This is a genomic window from Acidithiobacillus sp. (assembly GCF_023229925.1).
Taxonomy (GTDB): domain Bacteria; phylum Pseudomonadota; class Gammaproteobacteria; order Acidithiobacillales; family Acidithiobacillaceae; genus Acidithiobacillus.
This window is the reverse complement of record NZ_JALNYM010000004.1, coordinates 107436-124102: the sequence shown is the minus strand read 5'-3', so window position 1 is coordinate 124102 and position 16667 is coordinate 107436. Positions and strand designations below refer to the sequence as shown.

Below are 16667 nucleotides of genomic sequence, written 5' to 3'. Positions count from 1 at the left end.
ACAAGCCCTCAAGGACACATGACCTGGGCGAGATGCTTACTGAGCTCCTCCACACCGACATAAGTATAATCCTTGTTCAAGGTGCCTGAAATCACTGCGCTGGTAGGTGCGTCCAGTCTTTCGCGCAGCAAACCCAGAATATGCGGAGAAGCGACAAGCACCAGGTGTTGGAAAGCATTCTGCTTTCGTGCCTCACTTAAATAGGTCGCCAATTCACTGGCGAAGTGCAACATTTCCGTCTCTTTAGGACTGGTTTGCCACTCGATGCCAGGTCGTGCCCCGGCGGCGAAGCTCTGCTGAACGCGCCCTCCCGCATCCGTCACCAGATCGTCCTGATGTTTGCGGCTGTCGGGGTGGGTCCAATCCTGCAAGAGATGCAGGCCTGTGTCGCAACCTTCATTTTTAAAGAGGCGCGCTTCCGCGGCATTACTCACCAACACCCAAGTTACAGTAGCCATCCGGTATTCTCCTTTATTGCTTGATCCCTCCTATAGATGGATGCGGCAATGACAAAAAACAAGCAATAAACTCTCCTTTCCTGGGCCGTAACATCATTCTATGATGAGATTGTCCATCACCCGCCTTTTGAGGAGTCTTACCATGCCTGCCCCGAGCCTGAGCAAAACCGCGTGCCCCCTGCCCCCTTTGGGCATGGATGCCTCCAGTCTGTGCATGGATACTCGTCATTATCTGCTGCGCACTCTGGGTGCCGAAGAAACGGCAAACTCGGGGAGCAGCGTTTATACAGCCCTGGCCATGAGCCTGCGTGACCGCTTGGTCGAACGCTGGAAAAACACCCAAAAAAAAATGGCCGCCGAGAATAACAAGCGCACCTTTTATCTATCCCTGGAGTTCCTGCTCGGGCGGACTATGGGCAATACCCTGCTGAATCTGGGTTTGGAAGACGCTGCACGCGATGTACTGACCCAGGAGCATCGTGAACTGACGGACGTCATCGAAGTGGAGCCTGACGCTGGCCTGGGTAATGGTGGCCTGGGCCGTCTTGCGGCATGCTTTCTGGATAGCTGCGCCTCTTTGGGTTTGCCGGTCACGGGTTATGGTATCCGCTACGATTACGGCATGTTCCGTCAGGAAATTCGTGGTGGCGAGCAGGTGGAGGAACCTGATCACTGGTTGAAGAACGGCTATCCCTGGGAACTGAAACGGCCAGCGCGCGTGCGCCGGGTCCATTTTTTTGGGCATAGCGACACCTATCATGATGCTCAAGGAAAAATGCATTGGCGTTGGGTCGACACCCACGATGTGCTCGCCGTACCTTACGATGTCCCCATTCCGGGCTATCGCAATGAAGTGGTCAATACCCTGCGCCTCTGGCGAGCGGCGTCCACCGACATTTTTGATCTCGGCGAATTCAACGCGGGCGCTTACCCCGAGGCGGTCGCGGCAAAAAATAACGCAGAGCACATCAGCATGGTGCTTTATCCCAACGATAGTAGCGAAAACGGCAAAGAATTGCGCTTGCGCCAGCAGTACTTTCTGGCCTCCGCCAGTCTTCAGGATGTGGTCGCGGACTGGGTCGCCGTGCATGGCGAAAATTTTCGCGATTTTGCCAAATATCACTGCTTCCAACTCAACGATACCCATCCCAGTTGCGCCGTGCCAGAACTGATGCGCCTGCTGATGGATGAGCATGGCCTGAACTGGCAAGACGCATGGGACATCACCAGCCACACCATGGCTTATACCAATCACACGTTATTGCCCGAAGCATTAGAGCGGTGGTCGGTGCGTTTATTCCGGCAGCTCCTGCCACGCCTGCTGGAAATCATCCTGGAAATCAATGGACGTTTCCTGCAAGAGGTAGCCCGGTGCGCACCGGGCGACACCGGCTTACTGCGGCGGCTGTCTATTATCGAAGAAGGCGGCGAGCAGATGGTGCGCATGGCACACCTCGCCGTGGTGGGCAGCTTTTCGGTCAATGGGGTTGCGGCACTGCACACCCAACTCCTCTGTGATGAGCTTTTCGCCGATTTTCACCGTCTCTGGCCAAAGAAATTTAACAATAAAACCAATGGGGTGACACCGCGGCGCTGGCTGCAATGGGCCAACCCAGGGCTGCGTGACCTCCTCACCGAGCGCATCGGCGCCGACTGGAAGTACGACCTGGAACATTTGCGGGACCTGGCACCGGCAGCGGATGATGCAGCGTTCCGCGAGCGCTGGGCAGAGGTACGTCGCGTTAACAAGAAACGGTTGGCAGCACTCGTACATCAGCATACCGGCGTCACCTTCATCTCCGATGCCTTGGTGGACGTGCAGGTAAAGCGCATTCACGAATACAAGCGGCAACTGCTCAACGCCCTGCACGTCGTTCACCTCTACGATCGTATCAAGCGCGGCGAAGCTGCCGAGGTGACTCCCCGCAATGTTCTGTTCGCCGGCAAGGCGGCGCCCGGCTACTTTATGGCCAAGCGCACCATCAAATTCATCAACAACATTGCCAATATCATCAATCATGATCCAGATACGGAAGGCTTGCTGCGCGTGAGTTTCCTACCCGACTACCGGGTCTCCCTCATGGAGCATATCTGCGCAGCGACTGACCTCTCCGAGCAGATATCCACCGCGGGTAAGGAGGCCTCCGGTACCGGCAACATGAAATTCATGATGAATGGTGCCCTGACCATCGGCACTCTGGATGGGGCCAATATCGAAATTCGCGAAGCGGTCGGTGCGGAGCACTTTTTCCTCTTCGGGCTCAATGCTCAAGAGGTCAGACAACTGCGCGGACACTACAATCCAGAGATATATATTCAGACGGACCGCGATTTGGCGCGGGTCATGGACCTGCTGCAAAGCGGCTATTTCAACGCTTTCGAACCAGGTATTTTCGATCCCATCATCCACTCCATCACCCACCCCCATGACCCGTGGATGGTGCTCGCCGACTTCACCAGCTACAAGCTCAAGCAACGGGAAGCGGCGGAACTCTGGCATGATCAGACCGAATGGCAGCGTCTCAGCATCCTCAACACCGCGGCCAGCGGGGTTTTTTCCAGTGATCGGACCATCGCTCAGTACAACACGGACATCTGGCACCTAAAACCTCTGGTCATGGCCCCATGACAGAATTCGCCTGATCTGTTTTAATGCCCCCACTAACGGGGTGCGTTCGCCACACAGAGGAAACTGATGACCCATAAACCACGTCCGATGTTACTCCTGATCCTTGACGGCTGGGGTTATCGTGAAGAACCAGAGGATAATGCCATTGCCCAGGCACGCACGCCGAACTGGGATAGTTGGTGGCAGAGTTATCCCCATGGCCTCATCAATGCGTCCGGGGCCTCTGTAGGACTTCCAAGCGGGCAGATGGGCAACAGTGAAGTTGGGCACATCAATATTGGTGCCGGTCGTGTGGTATATCAGGAGTACGAACGTATCAATCGTGCCATCGCCGATGGCAGCTTTTATTCTAACAACGCCCTCTGTGCGGCGGTGGATGCCGCCAAGGCACAGGGCGGAGCTGTACATATTCTTGGTCTGCTTTCGGCAGGCGGGGTGCATTCCCACGAAGAACACATTTTCGCGGCATTGCGCCTGGCGCGAGATCGGGGCGCCGAGCGGGTTTACGTGCACGCTTTTCTGGATGGCCGTGATACCTTGCCACGCTGTGCGGAGGCCTCTCTAGAAAGGCTGGACGCAGAGATAAAGACCCACGGAGGTACTCTGGCTTCAGTAATTGGCCGTTTTTATGCCATGGATCGTGATCATCGCTGGGACCGGGTACAGCAGACCTATGATCTACTTACCCTCGGCAAGGGTGAGCACTATGCTACGGGTGTCGAGGCGCTCGCTGCCGCCTATACACGTGGCGAAAGCGACGAATTTGTCACGGCCTCCCGGATTGGTGCCACCCCGGCGTGCATCAGTAATCACGATGCCGTGTTATTCATGAACTTTCGCTCCGATCGCGCCCGGCAGATCACCCGCCCCTTTATCGAAGCGGATTTCGACGGCTTTACGCGGCAAGTGATACCCCATCTCGCAGACTTCGTTACCCTCACAGAATACAGCGAGCGCTTTGACGTGCATGTCGCCTACCCCCCCACCCGTCTAAAAAACACCTTTGGCGAATGGGTATCGCAATTCGGCTTGCATCAGTTACGCATCGCCGAAACCGAAAAATACGCCCACGTCACTTTCTTTTTAAATGGCGGCAACGAAAAGGTCTTCCCCGGTGAAGATCGGGTGTTGATTCCCTCCCCCAAGGTCACCACATACGATCTGCAGCCGGAAATGAGCGTGAACGAACTGACCGATACGCTGGTCACCCGTATTGAAAGTCGCCAGTACGATGCCATCATCTGTAATATCGCCAATCCTGACATGGTCGGCCACAGTGGCAAACTGGCTGCCGCCATTGCTGCAGTGGAAGCGGTAGACCGTAGCCTGGGCCGTATCGTCAGCGCCGTGCGCGCCGCAGGCGGCGAAGTGCTCATCACTGCCGATCATGGCAACGTTGAACAAATGCTGGACGTCGAGAGCGGCCAGGCACACACCTCCCATACCCACAATCCCGTGCCCCTGCTATATATAGGGCGTTCTGCTGACATTCTGTCCGGGGGTGCGCTGGAAGATCTGGCCCCCACTCTGCTTCAGCTCATGGATCTACCGGTGCCTCCTGAGATGGGCGGGAAAAACTTGGTTCAGACCTACTAAGACTATGTCGCTTTTGTCCCATCCCCGCATCAGCGCACTGCTTGCTTTGACCCTTCTCCTCCCAGTGGGAGGAGAAGCAGCAACGTTGCAGGAAAAAATACAACACAGCCGGCAAAAGCTGGAGCATATCCACGAGAATTTGGGGCAAATGCAGGCGCACCTTTTAGCGGGGCAGAAAACCCAGGCACAGCTGCGCGGAGAAATAATCACCATTAATCAGCGGATTGTTTCGACGCAGAGAAAACTGGCCGGGATTCAGCAGCGGCAGCACCAGGCACAAACGCAGATCGCTGAGCTGCGGGCAAAAATCAATGCACTTCAGGCTGAACTGGCTCAGCAAAAAGGCATTCTCGCCCAACAGTTACGTGCCGCCTATACGTTGGGTGGTGTCACGCCGCTCGCCGTCTGGCTGCAAACAGAACGTCCGGGAGAACTGGGGCGTATGAACGTCTTTTATGAGTCCCTGGCCGGGACGCGCAGTACACTCATTATCAAAACGCAAGGCACCGCTCAACAAATACTGAAGACTAAGCACGAAGTGCAAACCCACGAAATGCACCTCGCCCAATTGGCGCGGCAGGTCGGTGCTCAAGAGCAAACTCTCCAGCAACAGCGCCGGCATCAAGCCGCGCTGGAAAATCAACTGGCAAGCCGCATTGCCGCCGACAAATCGAAGATTTCCGAACTGCAGGCAAACGCCAATATTCTCGATGGACTAGTGGGCCGTCTGCTCGTACAGTTCCGCCACCAGGAAGAGGTCGCCCGCGCCAAGGCGGCTGCGGCTGCCGCCGAAGCGCAACGCAAGGTCGAAGCCGAAGCGGCGGCCCGTCGTGCAGCGGCAATCGCCGCACGACGGCAGGCCGATGAGCAACATCGTCTGGCCCAGGAGAAACAGGCAGAACGGCGCGTGCGGCGAGCGCAGGAAACAGCGCGGGCACAACAGGTTCAACGTGCGGCAAATGCGCCAAAGCAGCTGCCCAGCACCGTCGTGCATCCGCCAGTGATAGCGGCGGCGCCCCCACCCGCATTGCCTGCCACACCCATCGTCGGTCACGGTAACTACCCCGCGCCAGTAAGCGGGCCTGTCAGCGCCCGTTTTGGGGCGCCGCGGGTGACTGGCGGACTCAACTGGCAGGGCATTACCTTCCAGGCCGCAGTAGGGACACCAGTTCGCGCCATTGCACCAGGCATGGTACTTTACGCGGGACCTTTACGGGGCTATGGACAGATTGTCATCGTGCAAATCGCACATAGCTTATTGGCCATATATGGGCACTTGGGCGTTACTAATGTCCACGTCGGACAACAGATCTCTGCAGGTCGCCCGGTAGGCAGTGTCGGCAGCGGTGGGGAATTGGGGAACGATGGCCTCTATTTTGAGATGCGTAACGCCGGACATCCTGTTAACCCATTGGACTACATTCACAATTGAGGAATGACTTGACCTTTATGAGATGCACCATGTTGCCGGTCGCCTTCCTTTTACCGCAAATATTCACGGGGTGCCGTTGCACCATCGGAGACTTCATCCATGTCCGCTTTCTGCTTCCCTAAACCATGCCGCAGTACTTTGCTGGGCGTCGGCATCGGGCTCGTTCTGGGCGTCAGCGTCAGTTTTGCGGTCACCGTTTATGCGGCTAAGGATCAGGATAACATCCCTCTGGAACAAATCCAGACCCTCAGTCAGGTCTTCGAGATCGTCAAATCCAATTACGTCGATCCCACTTCCGACAAGAAACTGATGGATGGCGCCATCAATGGCATGGTCAGCGCCCTGGACCCCCACTCTGCCTATCTGACGCCAAAAGAATTCAAAGAGATGCAAGTGCTCACCAATGGTAAGTTTGGAGGGCTGGGTATCGAGGTAACGGGTGATCATGGGGTACTTAAAGTGGTTGCCCCCATCGACGGTACCCCGGCAGCAAAGGCGGGCATCGAATCAGGCGACCTCATCGTCAAAATTGACGGCAAGGCCCTGCAGGGCATCGGCCTGCAAAAGACCGTGGATATGATGCGAGGCAAACCAGGCACGCAGGTAACCCTGACCATTTTACGACCCCATCAGGCCCAGCCCCTGCACTTCACCCTGACCCGCGCCATCATCAAGGTGCAGAGTGTGCGCGCCGCGATGCTCGCACCCGGTATTGGCTACATCCGTATCAGTCAGTTCCAGGACAACACGGGCAGTGCGACCCGCAAGGCCGTAGAGCATCTGGAGCAGGAGGCTAACGGGCACCTCAAAGGCTTGATCCTCGACCTGCGCAATAATCCGGGTGGAGTGCTCGGGGCGGGGGTCGAGACGGCGGACATCTTCCTGAACAAAGGACTGATCGTCTACACCAAAGGCCGTACCACCAACAGCGACATGCGTTTCTCCGCCCATGGACCAGACTATCTCCACGGCGCGCCCATGATTGTGCTCATCAATGGCGGCTCCGCCTCGGCGGCCGAAATTGTCACCGGCGCCCTCAAGGATGACCGCCGTGCTCTGGTCATGGGCCAGCGCAGCTTTGGCAAAGGATCGGTGCAAACGGTGATGCCGCTGAGCAATGGCGGTGCCCTCAAACTGACTACGGCACTCTATTACACCCCGGCGGGCTGCTCCATCCAAAGCCAGGGTATTATCCCCAACATCCAGGTGCAGCCAGCCAATGCACAGCTGCGTGCCCTGGATGCCGACCTCCTGAAAGAGTCGGAATTACACGGTGTACTGAAAGCGCCGGACGAATGCAGCAAGGTCACCCCCCAGTACACCATCGCCCTGCCAGCCACCGCAGCCACCCGGTCCACGAAGGAAGAGGAGCCCATGGCCGCCAGCAGTGTCCTGAGGCCAGACCTGGCTAAGGATTACCCGCTGCGCGAAGCACTCGCCATTCTGGAAGGCAAGGTCGTCCCGGTACGGAAGAAGGGGCATACCGTCGACACCGTAATTCCCCTTCCGAAAGCCGTGGGACAATGATCCGGCCAGAAATATTTTGCTTTGTCATGCGCTGATCATGGATAAATTTCGCACGCGCGCGGTCGAACCAAAGGTGGCTGTTCGGGCTGCCCGAATGGTAAATATCTTACATTTATTCTAAGAGGAACAGGGCCATGGTGACCTCGGCAATACAGGTACTTATCCCCGTGGCGGACGGCTTCGAGGATATGGAGGTGGTGAACTCCTGCGACATTCTTCGGCGGGCGGGTTTAAAGGTTATCCTCGCTGGGCTCGATGCAGGATTGGTCACCGGCGGGCGCGGGTTGCGTCTGCAACCCGACGCACTGTTAGCCGATGTGCTCAGCGTTGATATTGATGTGATCCTGCTCCCTGGCGGCAATGAGGGCGTGCAGCGCTTGGCAGCGCACCCACCGCTTATTCAGCTTCTGCAGGAAAGGCACCGGCGAGGGCAGATTATTGCCGCCATTTGTGCGGCACCCGGCATGCTGGTCACCCATCATCTGCTCGACGGGCGCCAAGTCACCGCCTATCCAGGCACCCTCGACCCGCAGAGCTCGGACTACACCTATCAAGAGAGTGCCGTAGTGGTTGATGGCCCCCTGGTTACTTCACGGGGACCTGGTACTGCTATGGATTTTGCTCTTACCTTGGTGGAACTCCTCCTCGGCCCCGAAAAACGTCGGGAAACAGAGGCGCCACTGCAACGTAGTACCTCCTGATACTTCCCCTTTGTCCGCCACTATGGATAATAGGGCCAGCGTCACTTAACCTGAAGGAAAATTTATGAAACTTCGCGCGGTCATTCTTGCTGCCACAGTCAGCGCTTTTGCAGTACCTGCTTTTGCTGCCCCTGTCGCCACCGTCAATGGTACCGCCATCGACAACAGCCAGGTGCAGGCCATCATGTCCATGAGCCCGGCGCTTGCCAAAGAGCCCAATGCCCGCGAGCAGGTGGTGCAGAATCTGGTAAACATGGAAGTACTTTCGCAGTATGCCATCAATCACAAGCTGGGACAGTCCTCTGATGTCAAGCAACGCTTGGCCATAGCCAAGCGTCAGATCCTGGCCGATGCGGCGGTGGACCAGTATGTAAAAGATCATCCGGTTCCTGAAACCGACATCCAGAATGCCTACAACCGGTTCGTCCAGGCCATGGGTAAGAAGGAATTTGAAGTGCGTCACATCCTGGTGAAGACCAAGGCCGAAGCCGACAAGGTTGTGGCTGAGCTCAAGGCTGGCAAAAAGTTCTCTACCCTGGCGGAGAAAGACTCCATTGACAAGGCCAGTGCCGCCCACGGTGGCGAACTGGGCTGGATTGTCCCCGGCATGGTCGTTCCACCCTTCGCTCAGGCCATCGAGACAGCCCCTATCGACAAGCCCGTTGGCCCGGTGCAGACCCAGTTCGGTTATCACGTGATTGAGGTACAGGCGACTCGTGCCCTGACCCCTCCGCCACTGAGTGCCATGAAGGATCGTATCAAGATGCAGTTGCAGCAGCAGGAGGCCGCCAAGTTCGTCGCCGATTTGCGCAGCCAGGCGAAAATCGATATCACCAAGTAATTTCGGTATCGTTTGAGCAGAAGCGCCGGGGGAAGCCTCCGGCGCTTTTTTTTTGCCACCAGCAACCCCATCTTCGAAAGGCGAAGGGTATGCGGATTTTGCTGGTGGACCACCTTGCCAGAGTGGCGGGCAGGCGCCACAATGACAGCGGATGTTAAATACTATGGAGTGTAGGTCATGGGTAGAACACCGCACCGTCGCAGCACCATCCTGGAGCGCGAGCCGCAGGTACAGGAACCCCGCATGTACCGGGTGCTGCTGGTAAATGATGATTTCACTCCCATGGACTATGTCGTGCATATTCTTGAAGCGTATTTTCACAAGCCCCATGAGGAGGCAGTCGCGGTGATGATGGCGGTACATCAGCAGGGTAAGGGATTATGCGGGATTTTTCCCTATGATCTGGCGGAAACCAAGGTCGCTCTGGTCACCGTTGATGCCCGGCAACACCAGCACCCACTGCGCTGTATCATGGAAAAGGAGTGACCCATGATCGATAAATCTCTGGAACAGTCCATCAATCAGGCCTTCCAGATGGCCCGTCAGTACGGACATGAATATGCATCCGTGGAACATCTCCTGCTTGCCCTTCTGGATAACCCTGACGGCATGGATGTGCTCAGCGCTTGCGGTGCCGATCGCACCCATCTGTCTGCGGAACTGCAGAGGTTTCTGGAACGCAAGATACCTGCCATGGGTCCTGCAGGAACGGTCAACACCCAACCATCCGTAGGTTTTCAGCGGGTCATTCAGCGTGCCCTTTACCATGTGCAGTCGGCGGGTAAGGAAGCGGTCTCGGGAGCGAATGTCATTGTCGCCATCTTCGCCGAGAGAGACTCCCACGCCGTTTATTTCCTGCAAAAGGAGCACGTGACACGACTCGATGTGGTCAATTTTCTGGCGCATGGCATGCGCAAGGATGAAGTCATGGATGAGGAAGAAGAGGAAGTCGAAGGCACCACGGAAAAGAAGGGAAACAGTAAGGACCCACTGACCGCCTATGCGCGCAACCTCAATGCCTTGGCGCGGGCCGGGCGGCTGGACCCGCTGATCGGACGCCAAGAGGAGTTGATACGGGCGCTGCAGGTGCTGGCGCGGCGCCGAAAAAACAACCCCCTTTTCGTCGGTGAACCGGGGGTCGGGAAAACCGCTATCGTCGAAGGCCTTGCGCACGCCATTGTCGCCGGCAAGGTGCCGGAGATGCTGGAAGATGCGACGATTTATGCCTTGGATTTGGGGGCCTTGATCGCCGGATCCCGCTATCGGGGTGACTTTGAAGAACGCCTGAAGGGTGTGCTGAAGGCTCTGCGCAAAAAACCCAACAGCATCCTCTTCATTGACGAGATTCATACCCTGATCGGCGCCGGAGCCGCTTCGGGCGGCGCCATGGATGCCTCCAATCTGCTGAAGCCAGCCCTCGCCTCCGGCGAACTGAAGTGCATTGGGGCGACCACCTATCAGGAGTTCCGCCAGTATTTTGAGAAAGATCGCGCGCTAACCCGCCGCTTCCAGAAAATTGACGTGCCGGAGCCCTCTCAGGAAGAGTCCGTGCAGATTTTGCGCGGACTGAAGGGGCAGTTTGAGCAGCATCATGGCCTGCGTTATACCGACACCGCCCTGCGCGCGGCAGTAGAGCTTTCCGTCAAGCACATCCATGATCGCCATCTGCCCGACAAGGCCATTGACCTCATCGACGAGGTGGGCGCCGCGCAAGCACTTTTACCCGCATCCCGACGTAAAAAGAGCATCGGTGTTCACGACATTGAAGAAATGGTCGCCCGGGTGGCCCGTATTCCGGGTAAGAGTGTTTCTACCGATGATCGTCAGGCGCTGAAGAATCTGGAGCGGGATCTGGGATTCGTCATCTATGGTCAGGAAAAGGCCATCCACGAACTCTCCGCGGCTATCAAAATGGCGCGGGCAGGTCTGCGTCACCATGAAAAGCCGGTGGGAAGTTTTCTCTTCTCCGGCCCGACCGGCGTGGGCAAAACCGAACTCAGCCGGCAATTGGCCAGCCTGCTCGGCATTCCGTTACTGCGCTTCGACATGAGTGAATACATGGAACGGCACACGGTGTCACGGCTCATCGGTGCACCGCCAGGATATGTCGGGCATGATCAGGCTGGACAACTGACGGAGGCGGTGAGCCGTAATCCACATGCGGTGCTGTTGTTGGATGAAATTGAGAAGGCACACCCGGATATCTTCAATGTCCTCCTGCAAGTGATGGATCACGGCAAACTGACGGATGCCGGCGGCCGCACAGTAGACTTCCGCAATGTAGTGCTCATTATGACCACCAATGCGGGCGCCGAGTCACGTGGCAAAACGAATATTGGTTTCATGAACGTCCCCCAGAGTGATGGCGGACAGGAAATGGAGACCATCCGCCGGGTCTTCGCGCCAGAGTTCCGCAATCGCCTGGATGCCGTCGTACCCTTCACACCACTTTCCAAGGAGACGGTGCTGCACGTGGTGGACAAGTTCGTCATGGAGCTGGACGAGCAGTTGCTGCAAAAGGGCTATAGCCTGGAAATCAGCGCTGAACTACGGCAATGGCTGGCGGACAAGGGCTACGACCCGCAGATGGGCGCACGGCCGATGACGCGGATTATTCAGGAGCACCTGAAGAAGCCGCTGGCGGAGCATATCCTTTTCGGCGAGCTACCTAAAGGCACACGGATTACAGCGCGGCTGGAAAATGGCGAGGTAAAACTGGCCATACCGGAGCCGGTGCATCAAGACTGACGGACGGATAAGACATCATCACATTTGACAATACTTATGCGCGCGAGTTAGAGGGGTTTTACGCTCCCTGGCAGGCGGCCACGGCACCAGCACCCCGACTGCTGCTGTTGAACCAGGCACTGGCGGAGGAGCTGGGGCTCGACAGTGCTGTGCTAGACCGCGATCTGGGTGCCGCCATTTTTTCAGGAAATCAGGTCCCGGAAGGCGCGCAGCCTCTGGCCCAGGCCTATGCTGGCCATCAATTCGGCCATTTCTCTCCGCAACTGGGCGATGGCCGCGCCCTCCTGCTCGGCGAGCTGATCGATCGCCATGGTCGGCGCCGGGATATACAACTGAAAGGCTCTGGTCGCACGCCCTTTTCGCGGGGCGGCGATGGCAAGGCGGCACTGGGGCCGGTGCTGCGCGAATATGTCATCGGTGAAGCCATGCATGCGCTGGGCATCCCCACGACCCGCGCCCTGGCCGCCGTCACGACAGGGGAAACCGTCCGTCGGGAAACATCGCTCCCCGGCGCCATCCTCACCCGCATCGCCGCCAGCCATATTCGCGTCGGCACCTTTCAGTTCTTTGCTGCACGCAACGAAAATGCCAGGGTCAAACAACTGGCTGATTACACCATTGCCCGCCACTACCCCGCTCTGAAAAGTGCGGACAATCCCTACCTGGAGCTGTTTGCGGCAGCGTCCGCCGCACAGGCCGCACTGATCGCACGCTGGATGCTGGTCGGTTTCATTCACGGTGTGATGAATACGGACAACATGAGCATCGCCGGCGAAACCATCGACTATGGCCCCTGCGCCTTCATGGATGCCTATGATCCGGAGACGGTTTTCAGCTCCATCGACGCGCAGGGCCGTTATGCCTATGCCCACCAGCCGTTGATCGCACAATGGAACCTCACGCGCTTCGCCGAAACGCTGATTGATCTGGTTCACCCCGACGCCGATGCAGCCGTGCGCTTACTGACCGAGCAGATCAACGAGTTTCCTACGCTCTACACCCGCCACTGGCTCGATGGCATGCGCGCCAAGATGGGCCTGACCACGGCAGAGGACGGCGATCTCGCGCTGGCGCAAGCTCTTTTGTCCGCCATGGAAGGCCAGAATGCCGACTACACACAGGTCTTCCGCGGTTTATCAGCGGCAGTGCGCGGTGATCCGGCGCAGGTCCGCGCCCACTTTGCCAAGCCGGCGCCGTTTGATCTCTGGTTAGCGCAATGGCAGGCCCGGCTGGCGCGCGAAAGCACCACCGCGGAGGCGCGCGCCGCAGCTATGGATCAGGTCAATCCGCTCTACATACCCCGCAACCACAAAGTCGAGGAAGCCTTGGCCGCCGCCACACAGGACCAGGACCTCAGCCTGTTTAAAGCGCTGCTCGCCGTGCTGGAACAGCCCTTCACGGAGCGTCCGGGGCTGGAGAGCTATACTCAGCCCGCCCCCGAGAGTTTCGGGCCGTTCAAGACGTTTTGCGGAACGTAGCGATCACTGGGGCGCGGCCGCATGGCTGCCATGCACATCCGAGGATAACGCACTCCTGAATGCCATGTTAACGGTCATGCCCAAGCACCTCGGCTACGCGCGCCTGAAGCACCGGGATAAGTTCTTCCTCGAACCACGGATTGCGCTTTAGCCACAGATTATTACGCGGGCTGGGATGCGGCAGCGGGATCAGGTAGGGCCAGCCTTTCCGCCATGCATGAACCACCTGCGTCAGTGTCCCGCTTTCGGCTGGAAGGTGATAAGCCCGAGCATATTGGCCGATGACCAGGGTGAGCTGCAGATGCCGCAAATGCGGCATTAATTCCCCATGCCAGGCACGAGCGCACTCTGATCGCGGCGGCAAGTCTCCAGACGTTCCAGTGCCCGGGTAGCAGAAACCCATGGGCACGATCGCCACCTGTCGGGCGTCGTAGAATATCTCCCGGGAGATACCCAGCCACGCACGAAGCCTATCACCGCTGGCATCGTTAAAGGGAATACCTGTTTCATGCACCCTCCTGCCCGGTGCTTGCGCAGCAATCAAAATATGCGCGCGCGAATCCATCTGCAGCACCGGACGCGCACCAAACGGCAGGTGCTCGGCACAACGTTCGCAATGGCGAACACGGGTGAGTAGCGCGTCGAGAGCATGATAACACGTTGTGAAATCGGGCATCCAAATCTCATCGGAACAGGGGAAAACCTCACCATCTTACCCATCCCACACCACCGTGCATATGGGACCATACACGGTGGTTCAATGAACGCATTCCTGTCATCCGGCTACGCCGCGTTTGCGGTGAAACAGCCGCGGCTTCGCCATACCACAAATCCCTCTACCTCAATAATAGCGCGTTGGAATCCTTGCCCAGCCTCTGCAACATTAGTATACTCGGACTTTGCTGAAAAAATTATGCGATTTGATATTGAATTATTTACGTACAACTTTTCTGATCATATCATCCGGATCCTTTTTATTTTTCTTCTGGAGTTCGTTCCGTCTTACGCACCCGCTCCCGCCGATGCACCAACTGACGTTTGACCGGACCACCAGCATATAAAATATCGTTAAATATGAAATCCAGTGCACCATATGCTTAATTTTTAGAACGGCCATCAATCAAGCGTTCGCGTCGGTGAATGATTTATTTTGGGCTTGATTATAGATCAGTGTGTATAACGGGCGCTAGCTTAAGCGCGTCTCATGAAAGGACCGCTATTTAATCTGGCCTTACGCATGGGTTGTCCTGTTACGGGAGGGGCTACTTCCTTCAGGTACAGGCCGGATAAATCGGGATGAGATATGGATCAACCAGTGAGGATATGATCATGGATATATTCAGTCTTCCGCATTTGATTATTTTGTTATTAATTGTTATGGCGCTTTTTGGGACATCCAAAATCAAAAATACAGGAGCAGATTTAGGCTCTGCCATAAAAAGTTTTCGGCAGGCCATGAAGGAAGAAAAGCAACTACCCTCATCAGAAGTCGCAGACGCTGCGACCCAGCCGCTTGAGCACATGAGGGAGACGACCGCAGAAACTCTTCATACGAAGTCATAGGATAATAAATATACAACATATCCCGGAATATGAACGGCCGGAATACGTGGGCACTCAAAGGCGCCGCCGTTGATCTACACCTTTGTACCGACCTTTCCGTCTCGGTAAACGTCATCGAGCAAGCGGGTGTCATCCTTGGCTAATGACAGACGGTTTGGTAAAACCAAAAAGATCACCGGGCAGGCTATGGATTAACCAATATCAGACGGAATAATCAATGGGAAACGAAAAATTAGTCGCGAATTCCACCGGGGCTATTGATGAGAACATAATCAATCACAGTTGGAGAGATATACTGTCGCCACCGGCAAAAGGCAAAAACAAGGCGCGCTATTTTATTACTCCCATTATCATCGGGCTTATTACCGGGACGTTGTCTCTGGTGTTCATCGAGATAATGGATTTTTTTACCCAGTTCTCCTTGGGGACCCTCTCCCATTTCATCCCGCCGCGTTCATCCGGTTTCGGTGGCGGAGTTCAGACGTCTTATACACCCACTCCGGGCTACCCGTTCATGATACCCATCGTTGAGGGAGCGGCTGGGTTCATTTCTGGGGTACTATCCCATCTCGTTCTTAAAAACCCCAGCAGCCTGGGCGCCAATAAGGCGATTCGCGCCTACCATGAAAATCCGGAATCGCTCACCCTGGGGGAGTCTTTCACCACGCTTTTTACCTCGGCGATGGTGCTGGGTTCCGGCGGACCTTCCGGCCGCGAGGGTGCGATGAGTATGGTGGGGGGGAGCGTCGGTGTGTCTATCGCCAAACTGCTCAAGCAAAAGCCGCACGAAGTGCGCGAGGCCTTGGCCATAGGGGTTGGCGCAGGACTGGGGGCCATGTTCAAGGCCCCTTTGGCGGGCGCCATCGCCAGCAGTGAAATATTTTTCAAGCACGATTTCGATATCGAAACGATCATCCCTGCTTTTGCCGCCTCGGCGGCGGCTTACCTAGTGGTGGCCACCAAGGAGGGATTTTCGCCCTTGTTCCATATCGGCCTTCTACCGGTGCACAACTTCGAGTTGAAATATCTTCTGTGGTTTTCCATTTTTGGTGTTTTTGCCGGTCTGATTGCCCGTTTTTTGCTGTGGGTGTTTTATTATATCTCGGCTTTATGCAAGAAGATGAAGCGGCCGATCTATCTCCGCGCCATGATAGGTGGCGTCTTGGCTGGCTGCGTTGGCCTGTTATCATCTTATGCCATAGGAAACGGCTATGGATGGTTGCAATTGATCATGGACCACAAAATCTCTCCGGGGTTGACCGAGCTAGCCCTTGGTATAGTGTGCGTCATTCTGGCCATGTCACTGATTGCCGGCTCTGGCGCATCCGGCGGTGCCTTTAGTCCGACGGTAGTCATCGGTGGTCTTTCAGGCGCTCTATTTTGGCATCTTGCAAAGACCGTTTCCCCCGACCTTAATATACCCATTGCCATGTTCGTGGTGGTCGGAATGATGGCGGTCTTTTCCGTAGCGGCGAATGCTCCCTTGTCTACCATCGTTATGATCACCGAAATGACCGGAAGTTATGGCGTACTTTTGCCAGCTATGCTCACGGTAGGAATAGCTATGATGTTTGGCGGCGATCATTCGTTGTTCGACGCACAACACGATCATCGCACCGTGTCTAGCTGACTACATATTTGAGTTTGCAGCTCGAAAACAAGCGTTGACACAGCATCCTCTGCCGGAATAATGC

General features: G+C 56.4%; 13 protein-coding genes. 11 read left to right on the top strand and 2 right to left on the bottom strand.

What is annotated here, in order from left to right; genetic code table 11:
- Positions 1-8: 8 nt before the first annotated feature.
- Entirely contained in the window at positions 9-458 is a 450-nt protein-coding gene (locus tag M0P56_RS12095) for a host attachment protein (protein ID WP_291510278.1), read from the bottom strand.
- Positions 459-600: 142 nt separating this feature from the next.
- Here M0P56_RS12095 and M0P56_RS12090 point away from each other — a divergent pair, with 142 nt between their 5' ends.
- The 9 genes from M0P56_RS12090 (at position 601) to M0P56_RS12050 (ending at position 13410) form a co-directional block, all read left to right on the top strand.
- Positions 601-3087 (top strand): glycogen/starch/alpha-glucan phosphorylase, encoded by a 2487-nt coding sequence (locus M0P56_RS12090; RefSeq protein WP_291510277.1) that lies wholly within the window; start codon positions 601-603, stop codon positions 3085-3087.
- 66 nt (positions 3088-3153) lie between these two features.
- On the top strand, positions 3154-4683 hold the full coding sequence (gene gpmI, locus M0P56_RS12085; protein ID WP_291510276.1) for a 2,3-bisphosphoglycerate-independent phosphoglycerate mutase: 1530 nt from the start codon (positions 3154-3156) through the stop codon (positions 4681-4683).
- 85 nt (positions 4684-4768) lie between these two features.
- Positions 4769-6115 carry a peptidoglycan DD-metalloendopeptidase family protein gene (locus M0P56_RS12080; RefSeq protein ID WP_291510275.1) on the top strand — a complete coding sequence of 449 codons (1347 nt, stop codon included), beginning with the start codon at positions 4769-4771 and terminating at the stop codon, positions 6113-6115.
- A gap of 99 nt (positions 6116-6214) precedes the next feature.
- Complete coding sequence (locus M0P56_RS12075; RefSeq protein ID WP_291510274.1) at positions 6215-7642, top strand: S41 family peptidase; 1428 nt, start codon at positions 6215-6217, stop codon at positions 7640-7642.
- 134 nt (positions 7643-7776) lie between these two features.
- Entirely contained in the window at positions 7777-8343 is a 567-nt protein-coding gene (locus tag M0P56_RS12070; protein ID WP_291510273.1) for a DJ-1 family glyoxalase III, read from the top strand.
- 64 nt (positions 8344-8407) lie between these two features.
- Positions 8408-9184 (top strand): peptidylprolyl isomerase, encoded by a 777-nt coding sequence (locus tag M0P56_RS12065; protein WP_291510272.1) that lies wholly within the window; start codon positions 8408-8410, stop codon positions 9182-9184.
- Between the two features lie 177 nt (positions 9185-9361).
- Positions 9362-9670, top strand: a complete 309-nt coding sequence (clpS, locus tag M0P56_RS12060) for an ATP-dependent Clp protease adapter ClpS (protein ID WP_291510271.1) — start codon at positions 9362-9364, stop codon at positions 9668-9670.
- Positions 9671-9673: 3 nt separating this feature from the next.
- Positions 9674-11932 carry an ATP-dependent Clp protease ATP-binding subunit ClpA gene (clpA, locus tag M0P56_RS12055; RefSeq protein WP_291510270.1) on the top strand — a complete coding sequence of 753 codons (2259 nt, stop codon included), beginning with the start codon at positions 9674-9676 and terminating at the stop codon, positions 11930-11932.
- A 14-nt stretch (positions 11933-11946) separates the two neighbouring features.
- Positions 11947-13410: a YdiU family protein gene (locus M0P56_RS12050; RefSeq protein ID WP_291510326.1), complete on the top strand. Its 1464-nt coding sequence runs from the start codon at positions 11947-11949 to the stop codon at positions 13408-13410.
- Positions 13411-13477: 67 nt separating this feature from the next.
- On the opposite strand, the gene M0P56_RS12045 is transcribed toward M0P56_RS12050, so the two are convergent.
- Positions 13478-14086 carry a uracil-DNA glycosylase family protein gene (locus tag M0P56_RS12045; RefSeq protein WP_291510269.1) on the bottom strand — a complete coding sequence of 203 codons (609 nt, stop codon included), beginning with the start codon at positions 14084-14086 and terminating at the stop codon, positions 13478-13480.
- Positions 14087-14739: 653 nt separating this feature from the next.
- On the opposite strand from M0P56_RS12045, the gene tatA reads away from it, so the two are divergent.
- Both tatA and M0P56_RS12035 read left to right on the top strand, forming a co-directional pair.
- Positions 14740-14973 (top strand): twin-arginine translocase TatA/TatE family subunit, encoded by a 234-nt coding sequence (gene tatA / locus M0P56_RS12040; protein ID WP_291510268.1) that lies wholly within the window; start codon positions 14740-14742, stop codon positions 14971-14973.
- A gap of 217 nt (positions 14974-15190) precedes the next feature.
- Positions 15191-16603 carry a chloride channel protein gene (locus tag M0P56_RS12035; protein ID WP_291510267.1) on the top strand — a complete coding sequence of 471 codons (1413 nt, stop codon included), beginning with the start codon at positions 15191-15193 and terminating at the stop codon, positions 16601-16603.
- Positions 16604-16667: the final 64 nt, after the last annotated feature.